Origin of the sequence: Corynebacterium sp. MSK032, from assembly GCF_030232065.1 — a bacterium.
Taxonomy (GTDB): Bacteria; Actinomycetota; Actinomycetes; order Mycobacteriales; family Mycobacteriaceae; genus Corynebacterium; species Corynebacterium jeikeium_D.
In genome coordinates, this window is record NZ_JASPJR010000006.1 from 17,894 (window position 1) to 44,131 (window position 26,238).

22 protein-coding genes are annotated in these 26,238 nt (G+C 59.4%); 13 read left to right on the forward strand and 9 right to left on the reverse strand.

Going from position 1 to position 26,238, the window contains the following annotated elements:
- Positions 1–6: 6 nt before the first annotated feature.
- Positions 7–642, forward strand: coding sequence for a uracil phosphoribosyltransferase (gene upp / locus QP995_RS04660; protein ID WP_049171962.1), 636 nt, complete (start codon positions 7–9; stop codon positions 640–642).
- Between the two features lie 9 nt (positions 643–651).
- Here the strand turns inward: upp and QP995_RS04665 are convergent, their stop codons facing one another.
- Positions 652–1,350 (reverse strand): hypothetical protein, encoded by a 699-nt coding sequence (locus QP995_RS04665; RefSeq protein WP_141753109.1) that lies wholly within the window; start codon positions 1,348–1,350, stop codon positions 652–654.
- A 184-nt stretch (positions 1,351–1,534) separates the two neighbouring features.
- On the opposite strand from QP995_RS04665, the gene QP995_RS04670 reads away from it, so the two are divergent.
- A complete protein-coding gene (locus tag QP995_RS04670; protein ID WP_070595952.1) occupies positions 1,535–2,761 on the forward strand; it encodes a M20 family metallopeptidase in 1,227 nt (408 codons plus the stop codon).
- 75 nt (positions 2,762–2,836) lie between these two features.
- Entirely contained in the window at positions 2,837–4,246 is a 1,410-nt protein-coding gene (locus QP995_RS04675; protein WP_049193280.1) for an NAD(P)H-quinone dehydrogenase, read from the forward strand.
- Positions 4,247–4,368: 122 nt separating this feature from the next.
- On the opposite strand, the gene QP995_RS04680 is transcribed toward QP995_RS04675, so the two are convergent.
- From QP995_RS04680 to QP995_RS04695, 4 genes are all read right to left on the reverse strand, one after another.
- Positions 4,369–4,647: a mycoredoxin gene (locus QP995_RS04680; RefSeq protein WP_038627805.1), complete on the reverse strand. Its 279-nt coding sequence runs from the start codon at positions 4,645–4,647 to the stop codon at positions 4,369–4,371.
- Between the two features lie 139 nt (positions 4,648–4,786).
- On the reverse strand, positions 4,787–5,317 hold the full coding sequence (locus tag QP995_RS04685) for a dihydrofolate reductase (protein WP_049171970.1): 531 nt from the start codon (positions 5,315–5,317) through the stop codon (positions 4,787–4,789).
- A 23-nt stretch (positions 5,318–5,340) separates the two neighbouring features.
- A complete protein-coding gene (locus tag QP995_RS04690; protein ID WP_049171972.1) occupies positions 5,341–6,177 on the reverse strand; it encodes a thymidylate synthase in 837 nt (278 codons plus the stop codon).
- Between the two features lie 16 nt (positions 6,178–6,193).
- Complete coding sequence (locus QP995_RS04695) at positions 6,194–6,949, reverse strand: 3'(2'),5'-bisphosphate nucleotidase CysQ (RefSeq protein WP_049171974.1); 756 nt, start codon at positions 6,947–6,949, stop codon at positions 6,194–6,196.
- A gap of 171 nt (positions 6,950–7,120) precedes the next feature.
- Here QP995_RS04695 and QP995_RS04700 point away from each other — a divergent pair, with 171 nt between their 5' ends.
- A complete protein-coding gene (locus tag QP995_RS04700) occupies positions 7,121–7,534 on the forward strand; it encodes a YccF domain-containing protein (protein WP_049171975.1) in 414 nt (137 codons plus the stop codon).
- Between the two features lie 82 nt (positions 7,535–7,616).
- Here the strand turns inward: QP995_RS04700 and pgi are convergent, their stop codons facing one another.
- Entirely contained in the window at positions 7,617–9,254 is a 1,638-nt protein-coding gene (gene pgi / locus QP995_RS04705; RefSeq protein WP_049171977.1) for a glucose-6-phosphate isomerase, read from the reverse strand.
- A 224-nt stretch (positions 9,255–9,478) separates the two neighbouring features.
- Between pgi and QP995_RS04710 the strand changes: the two genes are divergently transcribed.
- Positions 9,479–10,960 carry an NAD-dependent succinate-semialdehyde dehydrogenase gene (locus QP995_RS04710; protein ID WP_049171978.1) on the forward strand — a complete coding sequence of 494 codons (1,482 nt, stop codon included), beginning with the start codon at positions 9,479–9,481 and terminating at the stop codon, positions 10,958–10,960.
- Positions 10,961–10,982: 22 nt separating this feature from the next.
- Here the strand turns inward: QP995_RS04710 and QP995_RS04715 are convergent, their stop codons facing one another.
- Positions 10,983–11,357 carry a chorismate mutase gene (locus tag QP995_RS04715; RefSeq protein ID WP_005509925.1) on the reverse strand — a complete coding sequence of 125 codons (375 nt, stop codon included), beginning with the start codon at positions 11,355–11,357 and terminating at the stop codon, positions 10,983–10,985.
- 65 nt (positions 11,358–11,422) lie between these two features.
- On the opposite strand from QP995_RS04715, the gene QP995_RS04720 reads away from it, so the two are divergent.
- Complete coding sequence (locus tag QP995_RS04720; protein WP_284852963.1) at positions 11,423–14,122, forward strand: UvrD-helicase domain-containing protein; 2,700 nt, start codon at positions 11,423–11,425, stop codon at positions 14,120–14,122.
- Positions 14,123–14,189: 67 nt separating this feature from the next.
- Here QP995_RS04720 and QP995_RS04725 read toward each other — a convergent pair whose 3' ends face one another.
- Both QP995_RS04725 and QP995_RS04730 read right to left on the reverse strand, forming a co-directional pair.
- Positions 14,190–14,681: a hotdog fold domain-containing protein gene (locus QP995_RS04725; RefSeq protein ID WP_038627827.1), complete on the reverse strand. Its 492-nt coding sequence runs from the start codon at positions 14,679–14,681 to the stop codon at positions 14,190–14,192.
- Positions 14,682–14,833: 152 nt separating this feature from the next.
- Positions 14,834–15,541: a M23 family metallopeptidase gene (locus QP995_RS04730; protein WP_016422164.1), complete on the reverse strand. Its 708-nt coding sequence runs from the start codon at positions 15,539–15,541 to the stop codon at positions 14,834–14,836.
- Between the two features lie 534 nt (positions 15,542–16,075).
- Between QP995_RS04730 and QP995_RS04735 the strand changes: the two genes are divergently transcribed.
- The 7 genes from QP995_RS04735 to QP995_RS04765 all read left to right on the forward strand — a co-directional run bounded on the left by QP995_RS04735 (position 16,076) and on the right by QP995_RS04765 (position 26,238).
- Positions 16,076–17,905: a cell division protein PerM gene (locus QP995_RS04735; protein WP_016422165.1), complete on the forward strand. Its 1,830-nt coding sequence runs from the start codon at positions 16,076–16,078 to the stop codon at positions 17,903–17,905.
- A gap of 57 nt (positions 17,906–17,962) precedes the next feature.
- Complete coding sequence (gene purN / locus QP995_RS04740) at positions 17,963–18,616, forward strand: phosphoribosylglycinamide formyltransferase (protein ID WP_016422166.1); 654 nt, start codon at positions 17,963–17,965, stop codon at positions 18,614–18,616.
- Positions 18,613–20,160 (forward strand): bifunctional phosphoribosylaminoimidazolecarboxamide formyltransferase/IMP cyclohydrolase, encoded by a 1,548-nt coding sequence (gene purH / locus QP995_RS04745; protein ID WP_016422167.1) that lies wholly within the window; start codon positions 18,613–18,615, stop codon positions 20,158–20,160. Before purN ends, purH begins: the two co-directional genes overlap by 4 nt.
- Before the next feature lie 199 nt (positions 20,161–20,359).
- A complete protein-coding gene (locus QP995_RS04750) occupies positions 20,360–20,953 on the forward strand; it encodes a TetR/AcrR family transcriptional regulator (RefSeq protein ID WP_201812682.1) in 594 nt (197 codons plus the stop codon).
- A gap of 307 nt (positions 20,954–21,260) precedes the next feature.
- A complete protein-coding gene (locus QP995_RS04755) occupies positions 21,261–22,841 on the forward strand; it encodes a carboxyl transferase domain-containing protein (protein ID WP_284852964.1) in 1,581 nt (526 codons plus the stop codon).
- 54 nt (positions 22,842–22,895) lie between these two features.
- Positions 22,896–24,989, forward strand: a complete 2,094-nt coding sequence (locus QP995_RS04760) for an ATP-binding protein (RefSeq protein WP_284852965.1) — start codon at positions 22,896–22,898, stop codon at positions 24,987–24,989.
- 79 nt (positions 24,990–25,068) lie between these two features.
- The gene (locus QP995_RS04765) at positions 25,069–26,238 is read left to right on the forward strand and encodes an acyl-CoA dehydrogenase family protein (protein ID WP_048731615.1); all 1,170 of its coding nucleotides are present in this window, start codon (positions 25,069–25,071) and stop codon (positions 26,236–26,238) included.

Sequence of the window (26,238 nt, forward strand, 5' to 3'; positions counted from 1 at the left end):
GAAGGCATGGAGATTACCGTTGTCAACCATCCCTTGGCACAGTCACGTTTGACCATTCTGCGCGACGCGCGCACTGATAACGCGGGCTTCCGTGCGGCACTCGCCGATCTGGGCGCAATGCTGATTTACGAGGCAAGCCGGGAGCTGCCCGTCGATAACTTCGATGTTCAGACCCCAATCACTACCGCGCCGGGTTACCGTCTGCAGGATCCGCCGATTATTGTTCCCGTCATTCGTGCGGGGCTTGGCATGATCGATCCGTCGCTGTCGATGATTCCGGATGCGCAGGTGGGCTTTATTGGCTTGGCTCGTAATGAGGAAACTCATGAGCCGGTGCCGTACCTCGAGGCGCTGCCGGAGGATCTGTCCGGGCGCACTGTCTTCCTGGTCGACCCGATGCTGGCAACCGGCGGTTCACTGCTGCATGCCCTGAAGCTGTTGGCGGATCGCGGAGCGGACAACATCACGGCCGTGTGCATCATTTCTGCACAGCAGGGTGTCGACGCCTTGAAGGAATCCGGTTTCCCGGTGCGTCTTGTCACCACTGTGGTGGACCCGGATCTTAACGAGGATGCCTACATTGTGCCGGGGTTGGGAGATGCGGGCGACCGTCTCTACGGTCCCCGCAACATTGATCTTTAAATTAATCTCTTAGGCAGTTCCCCAGGCTTCTGCCGCGTACTTCTTGACGACCTCGTTGTCCTTGGTCACAAGAACTCCGTCGGGGGACATCTGGTACTTGTACGAGCCGTTTTGTGCAACAACGCGGTCGCCCTCATCGACGATGATGTCCATCGATCCGGAACCCTGTGGTGTATCCGAGCGGTAGTACTTCTCGCCGGAGCGCGTCTCACAAGCAGCAGCCTTAATTCCCTGTTCAGCGGCGATAACAGCAAAGGCGCGGTCACCGTTGTCGCAGCGTGCGGAGCTGCCCACGAAGCCCAGGCCGTCCAAGTCGGAGCGGCCAGTGCCGAAGTCCTGTCCCTCCGGAGCTGTTGTCGGCTCAGAGCTCGTCGTCGTGGATGGCGAAGACGTGGTGCTCGGCGTGCTTGACGACGAGGACGATGTCGAAGTGCTCGGCGTGCTTGACGACGTCTCGGAGGACTTCGACGTAGTTGTCGTCGTGGTGGTCGTCTTGCTCGTAGAAGTCGAACTCGTCGAGGACGGCGGTGTCGAACTGGGCGACGTCGGCTGCGAGGAGGAGGGGACCTCCGGACGCTGGGGCTCATCACTATTGTTCAGCGACAGGCCGATGGCGATGCCGATGACGACCACGAGTGCGGTGGCCACGATGATGATGGGGATGCTGAGAGACTTAGGTGTGCCATTGCCGGACATGCCTAATATCATCGCAGACTTCCTCAAAATGTGAAACATCTGATAATTGAAGGGGTCAAAGTGAAAGAAGTGGCCCCTGGTCATGTGTACGTCTGGCGCTGATATTCAAACGCTTGCCGGCCACTGCTGTCGCTGGCGCAGTCGTCGGTAGGCCTCTTGTTACGGCCTGTCGGTGGAGCGCTTACACTGGAGAATTGTGATTGAGGAGTTTATTAAGCACTGGTGGGCCGAGCACGCGAACGAGATTCTCGAGTGGCGGCGGCATCTTCATGCGCACCCAGAGCTATCTCACATGGAGCACGCCACCACGGCTTTTGTGGAGGAGAAGCTGCGTGCTGCAGGGCTGAAACCAGTGCTGTTTCCCAACACCGGCTTGATGGTCGACATTGGTGAAGATGAACTCGCCGGTAGCGAAGCCGGAGGTGAATTGCCGGGGCGTCTCGCTTTCCGCGGCGATATAGACGCGCTTCCAATTACAGAGACCACGGGGCTGGAGTTTGCCAGCACCAACGATGGCGTCATGCACGCCTGCGGGCATGATTTTCACACCACGATTACGCTCGCGACGGCTCTGGCTATGGCTGAGTACCACGAGAAGCACACGTTGCCGACGCCGCTGCGTTTCATTTTCCAACCCGCCGAGGAGGTCATGGTTGGCGGTGCACCCGAGGTTATCGCTGCCGGTGCGCTCAATGGCGTTGAGCGTATTTTTGCCGTCCACTGTGAGCCGAAGCTGCGCGTCGGTCACGTCGGCGTTCGAACAGGTGCCATCACCTCTGCGGCCGACACGTTGGAGATTCAGGTGCATGGCCCGGGCGGGCATACTTCCCGTCCGCAGATGACGGCCGATGTTGTCTATGCGCTGGGTAAATTGATTGTAGATTTGCCGGGCTTGCTGTCACGACGCGTCGACCCACGCACTGGCACCGTGCTCACGTTCGGCTCCGTTCACTCCGGGTATGCACACAACGCGATTCCGTCGGAAGGCAGCGTCAGCGGCACCCTGCGCACCGCGGACATCAAGACCTGGCGCGACATCGATCCACTGGTGCGTGAACTGATTGAACAGGTCCTCGCCCCGACCGGCGCTGATTGCACCATCAACTACGAGCGTGGCGTGCCGCCTGTGCTTAACGACGAATACTGCACCGCCCTGATTGCGGAAGCGGTGCGACGAGTGGACGAGAATGCTGTCATTCAGGCCCCACAGTCGTCCGGTGGCGAGGACTTCGGTTGGTATCTCGAGCATGTCCCGGGCGCGATGGCTCGTCTGGGCTGCTGGTCCGGTCGTGGAGACAAGCACGATTTGCACCGAGATGACCTAATCGTGGACGAGCGTTGCCTGGGCGTTGGTGTGAAACTCTTCGCTGGCATTGTTGCTCGCTATGAGGACGGCGCGCAGTCAACCATGACTGTCCGTTAGACTATGGGGGCAAAGCGGGGAAAATGCCTCCCGCGGTAGTTACATTGTGATATCCACGGCAACTTTGGAGGATTTGTGGCACAGAGGATCGTAATCATTGGCGGCGGCCCAGCCGGCTACGAAGCAGCGCTGGTTGGCGCCAAGTACGGTGCTGAAGTCACTGTGGTTGAGGATGCCGGGATGGGCGGTTCTTCCGTCCTGTGGGATTGCGTTCCCTCTAAGGCCTTCATCGCGGCGACGGGCGTTCGTACCGATATGCGTCGTGCGGACGAGATGGGTCTGCGTCCGGACTTTTCCCAGCGCAAAATCGACTTCACTGCGGTCAACGAGCGCGTTAAGCGCCTGGCTCAGCAGCAGTCCGACGATGTTCGCGCGCAGATGGAGCGTGAGGGCATCAAGATGCTGCAGGGCCGCGGTCGCCTCGATGACCACGACCCGGGCCGTGTAACTCACTACGTCACCGTCGACTTGCTCGAGGGCGGCGAGGTCACTCTTGAAGCCGACCTGGTGCTGGTCAGCACCGGTGCGTCCCCACGTATTCTGCCGGGTGCGATTCCTGATGGTGACCGTATTTTGACCTGGCGTCAGGTTTACGAACTGGAGGAGCTGCCAGAGCACCTCATTGTGGTCGGTTCTGGTGTTACCGGTGCTGAGTTCGTATCCTCGTTCACCGAGTTGGGCGTCAAGGTCACCATGGTCGCTTCGCGTGACCGCATCCTGCCGCACGAGGATGCTGACGCTGCAGATGCCCTGGAGGAGGTCCTGCTGGAGCGCGGTGTGGACGTTGTGAAGAACGCCCGCTGTGATCTTGTCGAACGCACTGAGGACGGCGGCGTTCGCGTCGTCACTTCCGACGGCCGTGAGGTCTTCGGCTCCCACGCGTTGATGACCGTCGGATCGATTCCGAACACTGCGGATATGGGTCTGGACGCAAGTGGTGTGAAAATGACCCCGTCTGGCCACATTCACGTTGACCGTGTTTCCCGCACCAACGTGCCGGGTATCTACGCTGCCGGTGACTGCACCGACTTGTTCCCGCTGGCTTCCGTTGCAGCTATGCAGGGTCGTATTGCGATGTACCACGCCCTCGGTGAAGGTGTTTCGCCAATTCGCCTGCGCACCGTTTCCTCGGCAGTGTTCACCCGCCCGGAGATTGCGACTGTTGGTGTCTCCCAGGCTCAGATTGAGTCCGGTGAGGTCTCCGCTCGTGTTGAGGTTTTCCCGCTGGCAGGTAACCCGCGTGCGAAGATGCGCTCGCTGCGCCACGGCTTCGTCAAGCTGTTCTGCCGTAAGAATTCCGGCATGATTATCGGTGGTGTGGTGGTCGCTCCGACCGCCTCGGAGCTGATTCTGCCAATTGCTGTGTGTGTCTCCAACCAGCTCACCGTCGATGACCTGGCAAGCTCCTTCTCTGTCTACCCGTCGCTGTCTGGCTCGATTACTGAGGCTGCTCGTCAGCTGATGGCACACGACGATCTGGACTAATGCTGGTATCGCGACTGGCAGCATGACCGGCCGCACTCGTAAATAAAACAAGCCGAGCCCCGAAAGTGGGGCTCGGCTTTTTGGCTGTGCAATAAGAACGTACCGATGCGCTTATGCTGCGCTTACTTGCTGGAGAGTTCAGCGTACTTAGCGGTGACTTCCTCCACAGACGGATTCGTGGCGTGCTCGCCATCGGAGTACAGCACAGTCGGCACAACGCGGTTGCCGTCATTGACGGACTCAACCCACTTCGAAAGGTCGTCGTGCTTTTCGACGTCCCAAGCCTCAAACGGAGTGCCGTTTTCCTTCAGGCCAGCAATGAGGTTCTGGCAGAAAGGGCACCAGGCCGCAGCGTAAATGGTCACGTGTTCGGTGGTCTGTGGAGTCTTCACATCAGTCATACTTAGTCCAACGCGCGGACCAAGGCCGATATTCCATTGCGCAATACGTCCGCCGGGCAGTAGCCCCACCTCAGAGCCTTGCTCGGAACCCTTCCCAGATGCTCTTCGGAGGCTTTCCTTCCGAGGCTTTTAAAGGAAGCTAATCCTCTAGACGCCGCCACGTGCAGAAGCGGTAGCGTAGGCCGGTCGTTGACGTCTGCCACGGGCCATCCTCGACACGAACCCAGTCGTAGAGGTCGGGAGCCATGACCGGTACCGGGACATTGACATCAGTATCAATGTCGGTGACCACGCATTCGTCGGCAAGCGAAAGTGCATCGCGATAGACACGTCCGCCCCCGAGAATCCATGCTGCGGGCTCGTCGGCGACGGCTGCGAGTGCCGCTTCGAGGCTGGCTGCGGATTCAGCGCCGGGGAAATCGGACACGGAGCGCGAAAGGACGATGTTTCGACGACCCGGGAGTGGACGGAACTTGGGATTCAGCGAGTCCCACGTGCGACGCCCCATGATGACCGGTGCGCCCATCGTCGTTGTTTTGAAATGCTGAAGATCTTCAGGCAGATGCCAGGGCATAGTCGCGCCGTCGCCGATAATGCCGGCCCGAGACTGCGCCCAAATCATCCCTACAAACGGGGGCCTTGCGCTGGTGGAAGCGGTGGACTCGTTCATGTTTACACTCACCTTTCGCTGACTTAGACAGCCACCTGACCGCGAATCAGAGGATGCGGGTCGTAGCCGATGACCTCGATGTCCTCGTAAGCGTAGTCGAAAATGCTGTCGGCCTTCCGAAGCTTCAGCGTGGGGTAGGGGCGTGGCTCACGGGAGACCTGCAGTTCGCACTGTTCAATGTGGTTGTCGTAGATGTGGCAATCACCACCGGTCCAGATGAACTCACCAACGTCCAAGCCCGCCTGCTGCGCCATCATGTGCGTCAACAGTGCATAGGAAGCGATGTTAAATGGTACGCCCAGGAACATGTCCGCGCTGCGCTGGTAGAGCTGGCAGCTGAGCTTGCCATCTGCGACGTAGAACTGGAACAGCAGATGGCATGGTGGCAGCGCCATATTGGAAATCTCGGAGACATTCCAGGCGCTGACGATGTTGCGGCGGCTATCCGGGTTGGACTTCAAAGTCTCCAGCGCCTGTGCAATCTGGTCGATGTGGTGCCCATCCGGAGTGGGCCAGGAGCGCCATTGCACGCCATAGACCGGGCCGAGGTCGCCGTTGTCGTCTGCCCACTCGTCCCAAATAGTCACTCCGCGGTCCTGGAGCCACTGGACGTTTGAATCGCCGCGGAGGAACCACAGCAGCTCGTACACGATGGACTTCAGGTGCACCTTCTTAGTGGTGATCAGTGGGAAGCCCTCGCTCAGATCAAAGCGCAGCTGGCGGCCGAACACTGAGCGAGTGCCCGTGCCTGTGCGGTCTGATTTAGCTGCTCCGTCAGCGAGAATTTCGCGCAGCAAATCCTCGTACGGAGTCTGAATGCCCTGATGAGCCTGTGTCGTGATGTCAGTGGAGTCGGTCATAGCCGCCCTAGCTTACCTACTTCTGCTCTTGATTCTTGAATTCCTTCACCGCTGCCAGAATCTCCTCCGACAGGTCCGGTCGGCAGAACAGCATATCCGGCAGGAAAGTATCGACATTATTGTAGGTCGGCGCGGAGCCGTCTAGGCGGCTGACGAAAAGTCCTGCGGACTTAGCGACGCCAACCGGCGCTGCCGAGTCCCACTCGTACTGACCACCGTCGTGGATGTAGGCGTCGTAGTCACCGAGCAGTACGTGCATTGCCTTCGCACCAGCGGAGCCCATCTCTACCAGCTCCATGCCCAGCTTGTCAGCGACGTACTTCGCCACAGCCGGTGGGCGAGTACGCGATACGACAATCTTGCCCGCACACGGCCCCTGGACAGCCTTGGCCTCACCCGTGTGGAAAACCTGGCCGTGATCCGGCAGACCAACAGCAGCGTGGGTCGGCTGACCGTCCTCTACCAGAGCGACATGAACTGCCCAGTCCTGGCGGCCCGAAGCGAACTCACGCGTGCCATCGAGTGGGTCAATAATCCACACCCGCTTTGAGTCCAGGCGCTCACGGTTATCCGCGGCTTCCTCCGACAGCAGTCCGTCGTCCGGACGGTGCTGCTCCAGTACGCGGGCAATCCACTCCTGTGCCAGTGCGTCGCCGGCATCTCCCAGAATGCGGCCACGCAGCAGGCCTACGTTGCGGACACCCTTGAGAATTTCACTGGCGCCCACGGCAAGTCGATAGGCAAGAACATCATCTTCAATGTAGGCAGACATGACTTAGATACTATTCACTTTTTCCCAACCCCGCTTTGCGACGGGATGCCGCGCCCCATCCTCACCGCAACCGAGTGGCCCTATGGGCTTAATGCCTCACTTTGCGCAGGCGTTAGGTGAGCTGCGCTAACTCCAGGTGCCCACTACGCATCCTGACTACACTTAAGTGGCATGAAGACCTTGCTGAATATCATTTGGCTGTTGTTCGGTGGCCTGTGGCTTGCTTTGGGCTACATTTTCTTCGGCGTTCTTGCCTGTATTTTGATTGTCACAATTCCCGCTGGCGTGGCCTCGTTCCGCATGGCTTCTTATGCACTGTGGCCGTTCGGACGCTCCGTGGTGGAGCGTTCCGGACGGGGCGCGGTCGGTGCCGTTAGCGCCGGTGTGATGAATGTAATCTGGTTCCTCATCGCCGGTCTGTGGCTGGCCATCGGTCACATCATGACTGCGGCGGCGCAGGCTGTCACCATCGTTGGAATTCCACTGGCGGTGGCCAACGTCAAGATGATTCCGGTGACCTGCTTCCCATTCGGCAAGGACATTGTGAAGGGCTACCGTGTGGACGGCTATGCGGTGAAGATTTAGAGGGATACAAATAACAACAGCCCGCCCGCAGCGAGAAGCCGAGGGCGGGCTGTTAGCTAGTTAGCCAGCTATCTCAGGGCCGTTAGCGCTTGTCGCGGTACCACGTCAGCAGCGCATCGGTGGAAGCATCGCCAGAATCCGGTGCTACTTCACCAGTGACCGCAGGCAGCAGGTCGCCGGCCTGCTGCTTGCCCAACTCGACACCCCACTGGTCGAAGGAGTTCAAGCCCCAAACAATGCCCTCGACGAAGGTGATGTGCTCGTAGAGTGCAATCAGTGCACCCACAGCGTCCGGGGTCAGTTCCTCGGCCATGATGGTCGTGGTCGGACGGTTACCAGGCATGACCTTGTGCTCTACGAGTTCCTCGTCAACGCCCTCTGCGCGAATTTCTTCTGCGGTCTTACCGAAGGCCAGCACCTTGGTCTGTGCGAAGAAGTTACTCATCAGCAGGTCGTGCATAGAACCTTCGCCGGATGCCGTCGGCAGATCCTGGCGTGGACGGGCAAAGCCGATGAAATCAGCCGGAACCAGGCGAGTTCCCTGGTGAAGGAGCTGGAAGAAAGCGTGCTGGCCGTTCGTTCCCGGCTCACCCCAGAAGATTTCTCCGGTGTTGTAGTCCACCCTCTTGCCGTCGGTACGCACGGATTTACCGTTCGATTCCATGGTGAGCTGTTGAAGGTACGCCGGGAACCGGGAGAGGTCTTCAGAGTAGGGTAGCACGGCATGCGACTGAGCGTCGAGGAAGTTTGAGTACCAGACGTTCAGCATGCCCATCAGCACTGGCACGTTCTGCTCCAGCGGAGCGTTGAGGAAGTGCTCATCCATTGCGCGGAAGCCCTGCAGGAAGCGCATGAAGTCCATCGGACCAACGACGGCCATGATGGACAGGCCGATGGCGGAGTCGACGGAGTAGCGGCCGCCGACCCAGTCCCAGAAGCCAAACATGTTCTCAGTGTCGATGCCGAATTCGGCGACCTTTTCGGCATTCGTGGAAACGGCAACGAAGTGCTTGGCGACGGCTTCTTCGCTACCCAGCTGCTGGATAAGCCAGCGGCGAGCTGCGTGAGCGTTGGAGAGCGTCTCCTGAGTGGTGAAGGTCTTGGAAGCGACGATAAACAGCGTGGACTCCGGATCGACCTCATCCAGAACTGCCTGCAGATCAGACGGGTCAACGTTGGAGACGAAGCGGGCATCAATGCCGGCAGTGGCGTAGGTGCGCAGCGCCTTGGTCACCATTGCCGGGCCCAAGTCGGAGCCACCGATGCCGATGTTGACCACAGTCTTAATGGTGTGACCCGTGTATCCCAGCCAGTCTCCACTGCGGAGGCTGCGAGCAAAGTCGCGCATGCGGCCGAGCACCTCATGCACGTCGGCAGCGACATCCTGGTCGCCGACGGTCAAATTTTCCTCTGCTGGCAGGCGCAGCGCTGTGTGCAGCACGGAGCGGTTTTCAGTGGTGTTGATCTTGTCACCGCGGAACATCTTTTCGCGTGCTTCCTCGATACCAGCGGCGCGAGCAAGTTCAACCAGCTCGGCAAAACCGTCGAGGCACATCAAGTTCTTGGAGAGGTCAACGTGGAGAGTGCCAGCATCGAAAGTCAGCTTCTCAGCGCGGCCTTCTTCATTTGTGAAGAGCTCACGCAGCGAGGTGGCGCGAACATTGTCCACGCGCTTAGCCAGCTGAGCCCACTGCTCGGTTCCAGTGATATCTACAGTCATTCCTGCTCCCAGGTGATTTTTGACGAAATGCACTTTATACATCCCCAGACTAGTTACGTTTTGGCGCTCTCGCCGGGCGGCAGGATGCGACCAGGCGTGACCGCAATCTGCCAGCAACTAGATTCCGCGGTGCCTATGCTTCGCCTATGCACCGACCATCCATCGGCTATCCGCCATCTACGAGCCCCTAGCCCGCTTCAGCAAAGGCACCTACCCTGGAAAATATGACTGATTTCACCCCTGATTACGACAACATCCTCAAAGACGTCCCCACAGGCCTTCTCCTCGGCGGCGAGTTCCGTCCCGCGTCGAATGGCGAGACCTTCGATGTCGTTAACCCCGCGACAGATAAGCCGCTGGTCCAGGTCGCTTCCGCCACAGAGGAGGACGCCAGGCAGGCGCTTGACGACGCCGTCGCAGCTCAGAAGGAGTGGAAGGCGACCCCGCCCCGCAAGCGCAGCGAGATTCTTTACCGCGCTTTTGAACTCATCCGTCGGGATGCAGACAAGTTGGCCCAGCTGCAGTCCCTGGAAATGGGCCGTGCGTTGCCGGATTCCAAGGCTGAGGTCGGCTACGGTGGCGAGTTTTTTCGTTGGTTCGCTGAGGAGGCCGTGCGTATCTCCGGCGATTACCGAATTTCTCCGAGCGGGACCTCGCGCGTCGCGGTGATTAAGCAGCCGGTCGGCCCGGCTTTGGCTATTACGCCGTGGAATTTCCCGCTGGCTATGGGGACTCGCAAGATTGCCCCGGCACTGGCCGCCGGTTGCCCGGTCATTATTAAGCCCGCGTCCAAGACTCCGCTGACCATGCTCTACCTGGGCAAACTTCTTGTCGAGGCCGGTGTTCCCGCAGGTGTCGTTTCCGTGTTGCCGACGGGGCACTCATCCAATGTCTCAGCCCTGCTTTCCGATGACCGCCTGCGCAAGTTCACCTTCACCGGTTCCACCGAAGTTGGCCAGATGCTCGCTGCGAAGGCCGCGGAAACTTCGATGAAAGTCTCCCTTGAACTCGGCGGAAATGCTCCGTTTGTCATTCTCTCTGATGGTGATGTCGATAAGGCTGTGCAGGCAGTCAGTGACGCCAAGCTCCGCAATGGCGGCCAGGTGTGTATCGCCCCGAATCGCTTTATTGTTCATGAATCCAAGAAGGATGCGTTCGTCGAAGGCGTCGTCAAGCGTTTTGCGGAGCTGAAGTTGGGCGAGGGTACCGATCCGGCGACGGACCTTGGGCCACTCGCGCTGCGTGATCAACAGGAAAAGGTTCGTGATCTGGTTGACGATGCGGTCAAGCGCGGTGCGAAGGTAGAGTGCGGCGGCAAGATCCCAGATCTCGGCGGCGCGCTTTCCGACGGCTACTTCTTCGAGCCCACAGTTCTGACTGATGTGCCCGAGGATGCGGATATTGTCCGAGAAGAGATTTTCGGTCCGGTGGTTGCGGTGACGACCTTCACGGACGATGGCCGTGCGATTGAGCAGGCAAATGACACCATCTTTGGTCTGGCGGCGTATGTGTTCAGTGAGAACCTGACCAAGGCACTTGGTGCGGCAGAGACGTTGGAGTCGGGCATGGTTGCGGTCAATAAGGGCTCGCTGTCGGACCCGTCGGCGCCGTTCGGTGGTGTCAAGCAGTCCGGCCTTGGACGTGAGGGTGGTTTCACCGGTATCGATGAGTTCCTAGAGGAAAAGCTGATTTCCCTGGAAGGCTAGCCGGACAGGTAGCTGGCGAGGGTTAGCCCAGGCGACCGCGTCCCATGCGCAGCAGAGCCGACGCGATTGCCGGGCCCTCTGGGCCAAGTGCGTCGCGGAACTCGTTGATGATCTGCACCTCTCGGCCGTGCACGAGACGCGTGCCGCCAGATCCCAGGCGGGTTTTGCCGACGGCCTTACTGATTGCGGTGCGGCGTTGAATGGCATCGATAATAAGCCCGTCAAGGCGGTTGATTTCCTTGCGGTACTGTTCGATCTCCGCGGAGCTCAACGGGTCATCGGTACCGGTGGGGGTGCGGACTTCAAAAGGGGATACTGCCGCCGCCTGCTGGCTGTGCTCGGCGCCGTCGGTGTTGTCGGTGTGTGCGGCGGGAGTGTCCGCAGGGTTTTCGCTCATAGTTCTTATTGTGCCAAAGGATTCGAACAGTCCAATCCGGGGGCTCGGCTACTGTAGTAGCCATCATGGGAAATGAAACTGGAATGCTGTTCGGGTCCTTCAATGCTGACGATGGACGTAGTGGCGATAGCCATGCTGGTTCGAACCACGGTGAGGCGGGCGGTGCTACGCCTGGCCGTGGTGGGTTCGGCCGTTTCGCCGGCGCTGGTAGCAATAGCGCGCCGAGTGGCGCTGCCAGCTTTGGCGGCGGTTTTGGCGGTGGCTTCGAGCCCAGTTTTGATTCAGAGTCGCTGCTAGAGGGGCTTAATCCGCAGCAGCGCCAAGCAGTGGAGCACATTGGTTCACCACTGTTGATTGTGGCTGGAGCGGGTTCAGGAAAGACGTCTGTGCTGACGCGCAGGATTGCATACCTGATCGGTGCGCGTGGGGTTCTGCCAAGCCAAATTTTGGCTATTACCTTTACCAATAAGGCCGCAGCCGAGATGCGTGAGCGTGTGGCGGGACTGGTCGGTGACCAGGCGCGGCGTATGTGGGTGTCCACGTTCCACTCCATGTGTGTGCGTATCTTGCGCATGCAGCATGCGCTAGTGCCGGGGCTTAATTCCAATTTCTCTATTTATGATTCGGACGACTCCCGGCGTTTGCTGTCCATTATCGCTAAGGACATGGATCTGGATGCCAAGAAGTTCACCGGCCGCGTGCTCTCGTCGCGTATCTCCAATCTCAAGAATGAGTTGATTGACCCGGAGAAGGCCCTCGCGGACGCGTCGACGACGCGCAATCCTTTTGATGATGTCGTTGCACGGGTTTACCTGGAGTACCAGACCAGGCTGCGGGCGGCTAATGCCGTGGACTTTGACGATCTAATCGGTGAGGTCGTTCGGATTTTCACCAATCACCCGCAGGTTGCAGAGTATTACCGTCGCCGTTTCCGGCATGTGTTGGTGGACGAATACCAGGACACCAACCATGCGCAGTATGTTTTGGTCTCGACGCTCGTCGGCAAGCCCGGTGGAGATGTGCCTCCGAGTGAGCTGTGTGTGGTGGGCGATTCGGACCAGTCCATTTATGCCTTCCGTGGTGCGACTATTCGCAATATTGAGGAGTTTGAGAAGGACTATCCGGAGGCCACGTCGATTCTGCTGGAGCAAAACTATCGCTCGACGCAGACGATTCTGTCGGCGGCCAATGCGTTGATTGCGCGCAATGAGAACCGCCGGGAGAAGAAGCTGTGGACCGATCTCGGTGAGGGCGGCAAGATCAAGGGCTACGTGGCGGACAATGAGCACGATGAGGCTCGGTTTATCGCTAACGAGATTGAGCAATTGGTCGACTACGGGCCGTACTCGTATTCAGATGTGGCGATTTTCTACCGCACCAATAATTCCTCCCGTGCGCTAGAGGATGTCTTCATTCGTATGGGCGTTCCGTACACGGTGGTTGGTGGCACCAGGTTCTATGAGCGTAAGGAAGTACGCGATATTGTCGCCTACCTGCGCGTTATTGAGAACTTCGACGATGATGTTTCGCTGCGTCGCATTATCAATACGCCGCGCCGCGGAATCGGTGACCGTGCGGTGGCTCATGTGTCGCTCTATGCCGAGGACGAGAGGTGCTCGTTCGGCACGGCGCTACGTGCCGTAGCGGAGGGTAAGGTTCCGGCGGTGGCGGCGCGGAGTCGAAACGCGATGGCGGCGTTCGTCGAGATGATTGATGGCTTGGCGGCGGATATGGCATCCGGTGAACTGGCCGATATCGGTGATTTGGTCAACGCGATTATTGATCGCAGTGGGTACAAGTCGGAGCTCGAGCGCTCCAATGATCCGCAAGATGCCACGCGCCTGGACAACCTCAATGAGCTCGTCAGCGTTGCGCGGGAGTTCTCTGCAGAGGCGCGGATGATGTCGTCGGTGGATATTAGCGCTGATGTAAATGAAGGCTCTGGCGCTGCAGCTGATGCTGAAAGCGGTGCTGATACTAGTGGCGAGTCCGAGGTGGAATCTGGAATCGCGAATGACCTCGCGCGTGATTTCGCGGCCGACTTCGACAACGATGGGGAAGCGGAACCGGGAAGTCTGCAGGCATTCCTCGAGCGAGTTTCTCTGGTGGCCGATGCGGATCAGATTCCGGATGATGACACCGGTGTAGTGACGTTGATGACGCTACATACGGCTAAGGGCCTGGAGTTTCCGGTGGTATTTCTCATTGGCTGGGAAGACGGACTGTTCCCGCACCTGCGCGCCCTGGGCGATCCGAAGGAGCTGGCTGAAGAGCGACGTCTGGCCTATGTGGGTATTACCCGAGCTCGCAAGCAGCTGTATCTCACGCGCGCTGTGACTCGGTCCTCGTGGGGTTCGCCGCAGAATAATCCGCCTTCACGTTTCCTGGGGGAAGTCCCAAGCGACCTGATCGATTGGCTGCGCGAGGCTCCGTCTCGCAGCTGGGGCGCCGGTTCTGGTGGTTTTGGTTCTGGTGGCTACGGCGCGGGCAGCGCGTTTGGTCGTGGCCATGGTGCCTCGTCGGGCTTCGGTTCCAGCTCGGGCTTCGGCTCTGGTGGATCCTCTAACTCTGGTGCGTCATCCCGAAAGAAGAATCAGGTCTTGCACCTAGAGCCCGGTGACAAGGTTGTTCACGACAAGTACGGCTTAGGCACTGTGCTTGAGGTCCAAGGGGCCGCGCCCCGGGCAACTGCGATGATTGACTTTGGATCCGCAGGTAAGGTCCGCATGATGCTTATCGGCGGCGTGCCCATGGAGAAGTTGTAAAAGAACAACCACCGCCCGACTGGCCGTCCCTACCCGCGGCCGTGCACGTGCCACTATCGCGTGGAGGCTACTTAGGCTTCTTCGCTGTCACCCAGCAGTTGATGGTGGCATCTTGTACTTCGGTGCCGTTGGCATCGGTCAGCACGATGTGGACGGGAAAATCTACCCCACCAGTCTCCGGTGTGATGGTGGAGAAGTCCGGCAACTCAGCCTTGGCCACAGCCGTCAGGCCACCAACGGAGATGCGCTTGTAGTTCGTCGTCATGCCCTTTGGAACCCAGCGATGCGTTGTCGGTACGCTGGCCTCACAGAGCATGCCCATCGCGAATTCAGCGAGGTTACACGCAGCAATCGCATGCACGGACTTAATGTGATTACGCACGCCCCACCAAGCGGGCATGCGCGCTACCGCCAGTCCAGGCTGCATCGTCTCTAGCTTGGGACAGATTGTGCGGAAATATGGCGCCGTCAATGCGGCGGTTAAGGAAAATAGACGCTTGCCGACGACTGGAGTCGCAGCCAACTTCTTCCACATGCGGAATGTTTGAGTCTCTGCCATGTGTCAAGAGTAAAGCCCCAGTACCGGCGGCGATGCCGGTTTCTGAAAAATTTAATCAGGGGAGGCTTGCAGCCGCGGTCAAACAGGGGCCGGTGCACAGGTAGGGCCTTCGCAGAGCGGCCAGGCTTGCTCGTACCTGTGCCGATACCTGATTAGTTCAGGTTCAGACCACGCTGGATGAACCAGGTCACCGGGTCGACCGGAGTGGTGCCATCCGGGTGGATCTCGAAGTGGAGGTGCGTACCGGTGGAGAAGCCGCGGTTGCCCATACCGGCGATGACCTGACCAGCTCGGACAGCTTCTCCGACAGCAACGTAGATGGACTCGATGTGGCCGTAGACGGAAACAGAGCCGTCGTCATGGCGAACGCGAATCCACTGGCCGTAGCCCTGAGCCGGGCCTGCATCGATAACAGTGCCGTCCATGACGGACATGATTGGGGTGTTGGTGACGTTAGCCAGGTCGACACCGTAGTGGAAGGTTCCCCAGCGTGAGCCGAACGGTGAGGTCAGCAGCCCCACGGTCGGGATGGAGAGTTTCGGAGCGCGGGCAGCCTGGTCGCGAGCAACGCGCTCCTGGTTGTACTGCAACGCCGTAGCGAGGTGGTCGCTGAGGTTAGTGCTCGGATTGAAGGAGCTGGAGGCCAGCACCATCGGAGCGTTGTTCTTCGGCTGAGCAGCGCGGGTCTGAGTCGAAGCTGAGTTCTCCGGAGCCTTATTCTCGGTCTCAGCTGCGTGGGCGACCGCGTTGGAGGAAGCGATCGTCGATGCGGACAGTGCGACCAGTGCTGCGCGAGAAGTTGCGGAAACCTCTACCTTGCGGTGCTTTCCGCCTCCGCGACGAGCATTGAAAAACGTCACTTCAATCTCCCTGCCAACGAAACTCTTTGTAACCCAACTGTTATCTAACTTCTGCGATAATAACGGTTCGATATAGGGCAAGCAACTTGTTTTTAGAGAACTTGTTCGCTGATTCGTCAGTTTCAGTTCAATAGGGCCGTGCTGTGGCCGTGGGGCTGTTGTCTTGTATCACGGATCCGGTGAAGCGCAACCGGTGTGTTGCCAGGGGATTTATGGCGGATGCCCCTTAATCGAGGGGCTGGGTAGGGGGATCGGCAAGTAGTTTCCGGGTGAACTAAGGGTGTGGTCGCGGGGGTGGCAAAAAGTAACCCATCGGCGTTGACAAATGGAAACCAAAGGTGAAGCCACTTTGGGGGGGGAGGGGGCAAAAGGAGATCGGACTCAACGGATACCGTCCGTCCTGGGATCCGTACCTTCAAATTAGACTCTGCAATGCCTAAACAAAGAGGCGTTGTATGTATGGCACTATATGGCCATGGCTGTGACGCACCCTTGCGTGGCACCCTATCTATATAGGTGGGCAATCAGCTGTCAATGATTAGACGCGGGAAGGACGATGTCACTGTGAAAGGCGCGGATTCGCGGAGAGGTTCCTCCGGTAGCGATCGAAATCGGCGAAGCCGCACCGGTGCCGGTGGCAGCGGCGGGGGTTCCCGTAGCGTCCGCAGCGAGCGCACTGCCCGCGCATGGCAGAATACGCAGGCCGGTCAGACTGGCGGTGCGCGCAGCGTCGGTGCCGACAGCAATCGAGCCGCCACGACGAAGATGAAAGCGGGGGGCTCCGGAACGTCGTCACGCAAGGGGCGTCCCTCGGGGTTCCGTCGTTTCATTAACTCGCCTCGTACACGCCGGTTTGGGCTGTCTGTTGCCGGTTCTTACGGCGTCGTATTGCTGTTCATCATCTCGGTAGCTCTGATTGGCGTCATCGTCAGTGGCGCTGGAATGTCTCCGCTTCCAGCGAGTATCGCGTCGATGTGGATGATCTTTAACCTCGCGCCGTTCCGTTTTAACGGCACGACGCTGGGGCTCACACCAGCACTGCCCGCGGTGCTGATGGTGTTGTTCATCGCCTGGCGTGTACGCCGCGAAGTCGCTGACCGCATCAGCATCAAGGATGTCCGCGCGTTGGTCGGCGCGTATCTGGGCACGCCCATTGTTCTCACCATCATCGCGTGGCTCATGCTTTACGACGCGTCGAAGGTGTTTCCCCGCGTTCAGACCCCTAGTTTCGGCCTTGCGATTGCAGCCGCGCTGCTTGTAAATCTCGTGGCCTTGGTGCTGGGAATGGGGCAGCGGTTGCTGCGTGCACTACTGCTGCGCCGGAAGCTGCCGGAGTGGTTGCTCGGGTCGGCCCGTCTGGCGGGCAGCTACGTGGCATGGCTGTGGCTGGCCGGTGTTGTGGTGACACTCGTTTCGCTGATTTGGCATCGAGAGTTGCTGGCAGAGACATTTGCAATCACGGATACCGTCGGTGAAAGTGTTGCGGTCAGCGGCCTCTCGCTGCTGTACCTGCCAAATGTGGCCTTCGGTGCTGTCGGTGTGCTGGTGGGCGGAAAATCGACGTTTGGGCCAGCGGAGGCTGGGCTGTTCGCAGTGCACCCGGCTCAGCTGCCACCGCTGCCGATTTTGGCTGCCATGCCTCAGTCGCTGGTGCACTGGGCTTTCGGAGTGCTGATTGTGCTACCGCCAGCCGTTGCGGCTTGGCGCGTCGTGGCATTCCTGAAGAAATCTGCACCGAAGCAGCCCTACCTGGTCGTCGTTCTCGCTGCCGTGTGGTCGATCATCTTCCTCATGGGGCTGGCTTGGCTGCTCGGCGGTGAGGTTGGCATCTTTGGGTGGGCCGGTGCCTCCTGGTGGCTGACTGGACTGCTCGGCTCGATGTGGCTGGTTGTTCCGGGGGCCATCGTGGTTGTTGCGATGACCGGTGTGCCGTCACTTGGTAGGGACAAGGGAGTCTCGGAAGTGGCCGCCGAGAAGTTCCCGCCGAAGCCTGCGGGAGATGGAAACGGTCATGCTGAGGCTGAGGATGCCGGCGACGCCGATAAGTCCGACAATGACGGGAGCGGTTCGGAGGAGTCGGAGGAGATTGTCGACGGGGAAGTCGTAGCGACCTCCGAAGATGAAGCGACCTCCGAAGACGAAGCCGAGTCCGACACAGAGGAGGAATCAGAGTCCGGTGCTGAGTCTGAAGACACTTCAGAAGACGCTGAGGAATCGGACGACTCTGAAGAGGATTCAGAAAGCGCCGCAGGCGGAGAAGCATCGGGCGAAGTAGATGCGACCGACGAGGACGAATCCGATGAGGACACCGAAGACTCGGAGGAAGGCGGCGACGGGGAACCGTCGTCAAGCCAAAAGAGCTAAGCCAACTTAGGGGGAGCGGAATTTGGGGTCTCTGCCGGGCTGGGTAAGCTAAACGCCGTGACTGAAGCACAGCCCGTCGCAGAAATTTCGCACAATAATTCCTCCAGCAAGCAGCTCCGCATCGTAGTCCTGGCCTCTGGCCTGGGCTCCCTTTTGCAGTCGATGCTGGAACTGCTGGACGCTGAAAAGGTTCAGATTGTCGCGGTTGGTTCGGACAAGGATTGTCCGGCGCTGGAGAGGGCTCAAAACCTCAATATCCCAACTTTTCGGGTGCCTTTCGATGCTGAGGCAAAGAAGGACCGAGAAGGTTGGGATATTCGTGTTTTAGAGGCCGTGAACAGTTTTTCGCCGGATATCGTTGTCTCGGCGGGTTTCATGCGCATTCTGGGGCCATCATTTGTGGAGGCCTACAGCAATCGCATCATTAATACGCACCCAGCGCTGCTGCCGTCCTTCCCAGGGGCGCGTGCGGTACCGGATGCACTTGACTACGGGGTGAAGGTCACCGGCACGACCGTGCATATCGTTGATAATGGAGTGGACACCGGGCCGATTCTGGCGCAACAGCCAGTGGCCGTCGAGGACGACGACACGGTGGAGACCCTGCACGAACGAATCAAGGTTGTCGAACGCCGACTCCTGGTTGATGTATTGCACTCGATTGCCGATCACGGAATTGAGCGTGACGGACGAAAGGCTTATCTGAAATGACCAACGACAACACGCAGCGTAAACCGATCAAGCGCGCTCTGATTAGCGTCTACGACAAGACTGGGCTCGAGGAGCTGGCTCGCGACCTGCACGAGGCTGGCGTGGAAATCGTTTCCACCGGTTCCACGGCTGGCAAGATTGCTGCAGCTGGCGTGCCTGTGACCCCGGTTGAGGATCTCACTGGTTTCCCGGAGTGCCTCGAGGGCCGCGTGAAGACGCTGCACCCGCGTGTTCACGCCGGCATTCTGGCTGATACCCGCAAGGAAGACCACCTGGCTCAGCTGAAGGAGCTCGGTGTGGAGGCTTTCCAGCTCGTTGTCGTTAACCTGTACCCGTTCCGGGAGACCGTTGCCTCGGGCGCTTCCTACGACGAATGCGTGGAGCAGATCGACATTGGAGGCCCGTCGATGGTTCGCGCTGCGGCGAAGAACCACCCGTCGGTTGCCATCGTCGTCGACCCGGCTCGTTACGGCGATGTCGCTACCGCCGTGAAGGAAGGCGGCTTCACCCTCGAGCAGCGCCGTGAGTTCGCTCGCGACGCATTCCTGCACACCGCTGATTACGACGCAGCTGTGTCCAACTGGTTTGTTGAGCAGCTCGGTGGCGCTGAGGGATCCACTCCGACTCCGCTGCGCTACGGCGAGAACTCTCACCAGTCGGCAACTCTGACCCGCATTGGTACCAAGGGGCTGGCAAACGCCAAGCAGCTGAACGGCAAGGAGATGTCGTACAACAACTACCAGGATGCCGACGCCGCATGGCGTGCCGCCTGGGATCATGAGCGTCCGTGTGTGGCAATCATCAAGCACGCTAACCCGTGCGGCATCGCAGTCTCGGATGAGTCCATCGCCGCAGCTCACCGCGCAGCTCACGCATGTGACCCGATGTCCGCATTCGGCGGTGTCATTGCCGTCAACCGCGAGGTCTCCGTTGAGATGGCCGAACAGGTCAAGGACATCTTCACCGAGGTCATCGTCGCTCCGTCCTACGAAGACGGTGCCGTTGAGGTGCTGAAGGCCAAGAAGAATCTGCGTATTCTCGTCGCCGAGTACGAAGCACCGACCACGGAGAACAAGTTCATCTCGGGTGGTCTGCTCACCCAGGATCCGGATACTTACCAGGCAGAGGGTGATAAGCCGGAGAACTGGGAGCTGGCCACCGGCGAGGCATTGAATGCTGAAGAGCTGGCTGAGCTCGAGTTTGCATGGCGCTCCGTCCGCGCTGTGAAGTCCAACGCCATTTTGCTGTCCAAGAACAACGCCACCGTCGGCGTCGGCATGGGCCAGGTCAACCGCGTGGACTCCGCAAAGCTCGCCGTTGAGCGCGCAAATACGCTTGCCGACGGAGAAAACCGTACTCAGGGGGCCTACGCTGCGTCCGATGCCTTCTTCCCGTTCGCTGACGGTCTGCAGGTCCTGATTGATGCCGGTGTGAAGGCAGTTGTCCAGCCAGGTGGTTCCATCCGTGACGAAGAGGTCATCGCTGCTGCCAAGGAAGCTGGCGTCACCATGTACATGACAGGTACTCGCCACTTCTTCCACTAATTCCTTACTGGATTAGGGGCTAACCGCCGCGGTGCTAACTGTCACTTCGGCGGTTTTTCTCTACCCGGACGTGTGGGGACCTGTGGGCGAGGATGTGTGTCTGTTGTCGAGCCGTGGTCTATGTGAACACACGCTGAGGGCGGGCGCTGGTGGTAATTATGCAGACGAAATGGCTCCAATGCGTTTAACATAAGGGCTTATGTCACGTAGAACCGAAGCGCGACGGCGTCGAGAAGCAGAGATTCTCTCCGCTGCTGCTGCGATCCTGGCCGACCGAGGGTTTCATCAGACTCGGTTGGAGGATGTTGGCTCCGCTGTCGGCATTTCTGGCCCAGCTCTTTACCGCTACTTCAGCGGCAAGGAAGAGCTGTTGGCGCAGATCCTCATCGATATTTCTATCCGACTTGTCGATGGTGCGCGAGCGGTTCTCGATCGAGCAAAGAGCAATGATTGGGGTCCAGAGGAGACTCTTCGGGGCCTCCTTGCGCATCACGTGCATTTTGCAGTCACGGAGCCCGATCGCATTCGTGTCCAGGAACGTGAAGGCGGAAATCTGGCGCCAGAGCAGAGCGCAAAAGTGCGTTCCTTGCAGCGTCTTTACATGGTTTTATGGGTGGACGCTCTGCGTGAACTACAGCCCGAACTCACCTCCGACGAGGCGCAGCTTAAAGTCCAGCTCACCGCTGGGTTGATTAACTCTTCCAGGCATGTGCTCAAATGGGCGGGCCCCGAGGCGACAAGGGAAAATGCCTTTGAGATGGCCCTCGCTGCGCTGGGCATTAACAACCAATAATCCGTATTCATTCTTCTGCCGTCTGGCCTCACCGTGCTCAGCAGTGTGAGGTCAGGCGGCTTTGTTGTGCGGTGCAGGGCGCTCACATTCAGTTGAATTCACCCCCGAAACAGATTTCTAGGGGAAGCTTACATCTCTGTCGGAAACATGCTGCGACCTCGGTGATGGGGGTGTACTTCATGGTGCGCGGGAAGTCCGCGGGGGTGAAAGTGTGGTCTATAAAACAAAATTTGTTGTGAGGTGACTCGGGTCACATTAACCTTTCCGTCAAGAAAGTTAATAGTCATTAACGGAAAGTATTTCGCCCATGACTCACGCTCCAGCATTGACCAACCGACAGCGCCACGAAGAGCTCGTCGCAGAGCTCAAAGAGTTGCTCAGCACAACAGCACACGGTGGTTCCGAACGTGCCCGTGCTCGCCATATTTCCCGCGGTAAGCTGCTGCCACGTCAGCGCATCAACCAACTGCTTGACCCCGGCAGCCCTTTCCTTGAGGTCGCACCGCTAGCGGCCCACGAAATGTATGGCGGCAAGGTTCCGGCTGCTGGCGTCATCGCCGGCATTGGCATCATCGAAGGTCGTCGCTGCCTGGTTGTAGCCAATGACGCAACCGTTTCCGGCGGAACGTACTACCCGTTGACTGTCAAGAAGCACCTGCGCGCACAGGAGATTGCCAGCCTTAACCACTTGCCGTGCATTTACCTGGTCGACTCCGGCGGGGCCATGCTTCTCAACCAGGATGAAGTTTTCCCTGATCGCGATCATTTCGGTCGCATTTTCTACAACCAGGCCAACCTCTCCGCTCGCGGGATTCCGCAGATTGCCGCCGTGATGGGATCCTGTACCGCCGGTGGCGCCTATGTGCCGGCGATGAGCGATGAAGCGGTCATTGTGAAAAACCAGGGCACCATCTTCCTGGCAGGCCCGCCACTGGTTAAGGCTGCAACTGGTGAAGATGTCACACCAGAGGAACTCGGTGGCGGCGAACTGCACTCCAAGACCTCCGGCGTTACTGATCACCTCGCGGTTAACGATGCCGACGCACTGCGTCGTGTCCGCGATATCGTCGCAACGCTCCCCAAGGACCCGGAAGTTCCGTGGGACACAGAATCCACCGTCTCGCCGACTCGCAACCAGACCGATCTTTACGATGTCGTCCCCGTCGATGCCAAAGTGCCTTACGACGTTCACGAGGTTATTGAAATTATTGTGGATGGAGGTCAATACCAGGAGTTTAAGGCCGAATTTGGTACGACCCTGGTCACTGCTTTCGCCCGCATCCACGGCCACCGCGTCGGCATTATCGCCAACAACGGCATTCTCTTCGCGGAATCTGCGCAGAAGGGCGCGCACTTCATCGAGCTGTGTGATCAGCGCGGCATCCCACTGGTATTCCTGCAGAACACCACGGGCTTCATGGTTGGTCGCGAATACGAGGCCGGCGGTATCGCAAAGCACGGCGCCAAGATGGTCAACGCCGTGGCTACCACCCGCGTGCCCAAGTTCACCGTAGTCATCGGTGGTGCCTTCGGCGCCGGCAACTACTCCATGTGCGGTCGCGCATATTCGCCGCGCTTCCTCTGGATGTGGCCGAATGCTCGCATTTCCGTCATGGGCGGTCCACAGGCGGCGATGACGCTGTCGACGGTTCGTCGCAACCAGATTGAACGCTCAGGTGAGAGCTGGTCGCAGGAAGAGCAGGAGGAGTTTGAAGCTCCGATCCGCGAGCAGTTTGAGCGCCAGTCGCACTGCTATTACTCATCGGCTCGCCTGTGGGATGACGGTGTCATCGATCCCGCAGATACCCGCCGAATTCTTGGCATGGCCCTCGATGTGGCAAGTGGCGCGCCCCTGGATGCACAGGGCTTCGGCGTCTTCCGCATGTAGTAACCAGCTAAAAACTCTCGACACCGCATTTTCTGGAAAGGAAACACAGGGCACATGACAGCGCACAACACGCAGCCCCACGCAGCTGGCGGCAGCCTGAGTACCGTATTGGTCGCAAACCGCGGGGAGATTGCCTGCCGCATTATTCGAACCCTTCGTGACAACGGAATTCGCTCCGTCGCGGTCTACTCGGATGCCGATGCCGACGCCCCTCACGTCCGCATGGCGGATATGGCCATCCACATTGGCCCATCTCCGGCACGTGAGTCCTACCTGGTTATCGACAAGATTATCGATGCCGCTCGCCGCTGCGACGCAGACGGAATCCACCCCGGTTACGGCTTTCTGTCTGAAAACGCAGACTTCGCGACCGCCTGTGAGGAAGCAGGTATTGAATTCATTGGCCCACCGGCCAGTGCCATCAACACCATGGGTGACAAAATCTCCGCCCGCGCTGCCGTCGAAGCCCGCGATGTTCCCACCGTGCCGGGTCTGTCTCGCCCCGGGCTTAGCGACGAGGACCTCATTGAGGCAGCCCCATCGATTGGCTTTCCGGTACTGATTAAGCCGTCGGCAGGCGGTGGCGGCAAGGGGATGCACCGCGTGGAAAATGCTGCTGACCTGCCGGCAGCACTCGCAACAGCTCGTCGTGAAGCGGCGGGTGCCTTCGGCGATGACTCCCTGTTCATCGAGCACTTCGTCGACACCCCGCGGCATATCGAGGTGCAGATTCTCGCAGATAAACACGGCAATGTAATCCACTTGGGCGAGCGTGAGTGCTCGCTGCAGCGTCGCCATCAGAAGGTCATCGAGGAAGCGCCGAGCCCTCTGCTGGATGAGGAAACGCGGAGCGCAATTGGTGAAGCGGCCTGTGACGCGGCACGCTCGGTTGGCTACGTCGGCGCGGGCACGGTGGAGTTCATTGTGCCGGCAAAGGACCCGTCGTCGTTCTTCTTCATGGAGATGAACACGCGCTTGCAGGTCGAGCACCCCGTGACTGAGCAGGTCACTGGCCTGGATCTGGTGGCGCTGCAGGTTGACATTGCCTCGGGACGCCCACTGCCGGTTGCTCAGGAAGATGTAACTCTCACCGGTCACTCGATTGAAGCTCGCGTGTATGCCGAAGACCCGGCGGCGGGATTCCTGCCCACCGGTGGCACGGTCACACGTGTCGTCGAGCCGAGCGGGGCGGGAATCCGGGTGGATTCCGGCATTGTCGACGGTTCCGAGGTCTCATCTCTCTATGACCCGATGTTGATGAAGATCATCTCCCATGGGGAAAACCGTGAGCAGGCGCTCGAGCGGTTGGACCGAGCGCTCGGAGACACCGTTGTCGCAGGTGTCGGAGTCAATATCGACTTTTGTCGCTACCTGCTGAACGTCCCCGAGGTTCGCGCCGGCGATCTTGATACCGGTCTGCTCGACCGCGTGGCGGAAGGCTTCGCCACCTCCGAAACACCGGACGATGTCTACCTCGCCGCTGCGATGGACTGGCTGACTTCCCGCTTTGAACAAGCCACCGACTCACCGTGGCTGACCCCGGATGGCTGGCGTGCCAGTGCGCCTGCCGCGCAGCGCATTCGCTTTGGGGCAGGGGAGGACTCGCGTCTGATCTCGATTGTGGGCACGCCGTCGAGCGCCGACGTCATCGTTGGTGATGTGGTCGCGGGCCTGTCCGCCGAGGCGGAGAACGAAGAGATCGACGTTCCAGAACCGCGAAACTACAAGGTTTCGGTCTACCGCGACGGGGAACACCTGCGCATCGTCCGCGACGGTGTCGCACAGCACTTCCTGGTCGAGACCATCGACAATGCGGGGGCTGCGAACCATGAAGAATACGTCGTCGCCGGCGCTCACGGCACGTGGGTGCTGCCTCGCACCGAGGTAGTCACCACCGGAGCCGAAGCCGATGCCGGAGGCTCGGGAGTCATCCAAGCTCCGATGCCCGGCGCGATTATCGCGTTGGCGGTGGAGGAGGGAACCCGCGTCGAAGTTGGTGATGCTCTGTTGGCCATGGAGGCCATGAAGATGGAGCACACTCTCACTGCCGAAATTGCGGGTGAGGTCAGCTTCACCGTCGCGCCGGGCGATCAGGTCACCGGTGACCAGCAGCTGGCGGTCATCACTGTGGCCGAAGCCGAGGAATAAAAACCCACACGAAACGCACCAACCAGGTCTAACGCCAATCAAGTCCCACACCTACAAAATCTTTTAAGGAGCACTCATCATGTCCGAAAGCACCAAGATTGCAACCGCCATCCTCGACGACGAATACGTGGAACTGCAGAAAGTAGTTCGCGAATTTGCCAACGAAGTTGTCGACCCGGTTTCCGCCGAGCACGACCGCAACCACACTTTCCCGTACGAGATTGTCTCGCAGATGGGCGAAATGGGCCTGTTCGGTCTGCCATTCCCCGAGGAAGTCGGTGGCATGGGCGGTGACTACCTGTCCTTCGGTATCGCCCTGGAGGAGCTGGCTAAAGTCGATCAGTCGGTCGCTATCACCCTGGAAGCCGGCGTTGGTTTGGGCGCCATGCCAATCTTCCACTTCGGCAATGACAAGCAGAAGGAGACCTACCTGCCCGAGCTGACTGCTGGTAAGAAGCTCGCTGGCTTTGGTCTCACCGAGCCGGATGCAGGTTCCGACGCCGGCGCCACCCGCACCACAGCCCGTGAAGACGGCGATGATTTCGTCATCAACGGCGCCAAGCAGTTCATCACCAACTCCGGCACGGATATTACTTCGCTGGTTACTGTCACCGCAGTCACCGGCCAGAAGGAAGATGGCAAGAAGGAGATTTCTACCATCATCGTGCCGAGTGGCACGGAGGGCTTTGTCGCGGAACCGGCTTACGACAAGGTCGGTTGGAATGCCTCCGACACCCACCCACTGACCTTCACCGATGTTCGCGTCCCGCAGGAGAACCTGCTGGGCACCCGTGGTCGCGGCTTCGCTAACTTCCTGTCCATCTTGGCCGAGGGGCGTGTCGCAATCGCAGCGCTTGCCACCGGTGCTGCGCAGGGTTGTGTTGATGAGTCGGTTCGCCACGCCAAGGAACGTCACTCCATGGGCCGTGCAATCGGCGAGTACCAGGCTGTTTCCTTCAAGATTGCCCGTATGGAAGCGCGTGCGCATGCCGCACGGATGGCGTGGTACGACGCAGCCGCAAAGATGGCCGCGGGCGCAGAGTTCCGTCGTGAAGCGTACATCGCCAAGATGATTGCCTCGGAGGCTGCGATGGACAACGCGCGCGACGCGACGCAGATTTTCGGCGGCTACGGGTTCATGAACGAGTACCGCGTGGCACGCCACTACCGCGACTCCAAGATCCTGGAGATCGGCGAGGGCACCACCGAAGTGCAGCTCATGCTGATCGCGCGCGGATTGGGGCTGTAA

Coding starts and splice junctions, on each gene's coding strand:
- QP995_RS04715 (WP_005509925.1), bottom strand. CDS start 11,357: ATGAGCGAAAACCCTGCGGACACTCCCGCCGCACACACCGACAACACC.
- QP995_RS04735 (WP_016422165.1), top strand. CDS start 16,076: ATGATTAGACGCGGGAAGGACGATGTCACTGTGAAAGGCGCGGATTCG.
- QP995_RS04765 (WP_048731615.1), top strand. CDS start 25,069: ATGTCCGAAAGCACCAAGATTGCAACCGCCATCCTCGACGACGAATAC.
- QP995_RS04720 (WP_284852963.1), top strand. CDS start 11,423: ATGGGAAATGAAACTGGAATGCTGTTCGGGTCCTTCAATGCTGACGAT.
- pgi (WP_049171977.1), bottom strand. CDS start 9,254: ATGACTGTAGATATCACTGGAACCGAGCAGTGGGCTCAGCTGGCTAAG.
- upp (WP_049171962.1), top strand. CDS start 7: ATGGAGATTACCGTTGTCAACCATCCCTTGGCACAGTCACGTTTGACC.
- QP995_RS04760 (WP_284852965.1), top strand. CDS start 22,896: ATGACAGCGCACAACACGCAGCCCCACGCAGCTGGCGGCAGCCTGAGT.
- purH (WP_016422167.1), top strand. CDS start 18,613: ATGACCAACGACAACACGCAGCGTAAACCGATCAAGCGCGCTCTGATT.
- QP995_RS04665 (WP_141753109.1), bottom strand. CDS start 1,350: ATGATATTAGGCATGTCCGGCAATGGCACACCTAAGTCTCTCAGCATC.
- QP995_RS04750 (WP_201812682.1), top strand. CDS start 20,360: ATGTCACGTAGAACCGAAGCGCGACGGCGTCGAGAAGCAGAGATTCTC.
- QP995_RS04685 (WP_049171970.1), bottom strand. CDS start 5,317: ATGAACGAGTCCACCGCTTCCACCAGCGCAAGGCCCCCGTTTGTAGGG.
- QP995_RS04695 (WP_049171974.1), bottom strand. CDS start 6,949: ATGTCTGCCTACATTGAAGATGATGTTCTTGCCTATCGACTTGCCGTG.
- QP995_RS04755 (WP_284852964.1), top strand. CDS start 21,261: ATGACTCACGCTCCAGCATTGACCAACCGACAGCGCCACGAAGAGCTC.
- QP995_RS04700 (WP_049171975.1), top strand. CDS start 7,121: ATGAAGACCTTGCTGAATATCATTTGGCTGTTGTTCGGTGGCCTGTGG.
- QP995_RS04690 (WP_049171972.1), bottom strand. CDS start 6,177: ATGACCGACTCCACTGACATCACGACACAGGCTCATCAGGGCATTCAG.
- QP995_RS04725 (WP_038627827.1), bottom strand. CDS start 14,681: ATGGCAGAGACTCAAACATTCCGCATGTGGAAGAAGTTGGCTGCGACT.
- QP995_RS04710 (WP_049171978.1), top strand. CDS start 9,479: ATGACTGATTTCACCCCTGATTACGACAACATCCTCAAAGACGTCCCC.
- QP995_RS04680 (WP_038627805.1), bottom strand. CDS start 4,647: ATGACTGATGTGAAGACTCCACAGACCACCGAACACGTGACCATTTAC.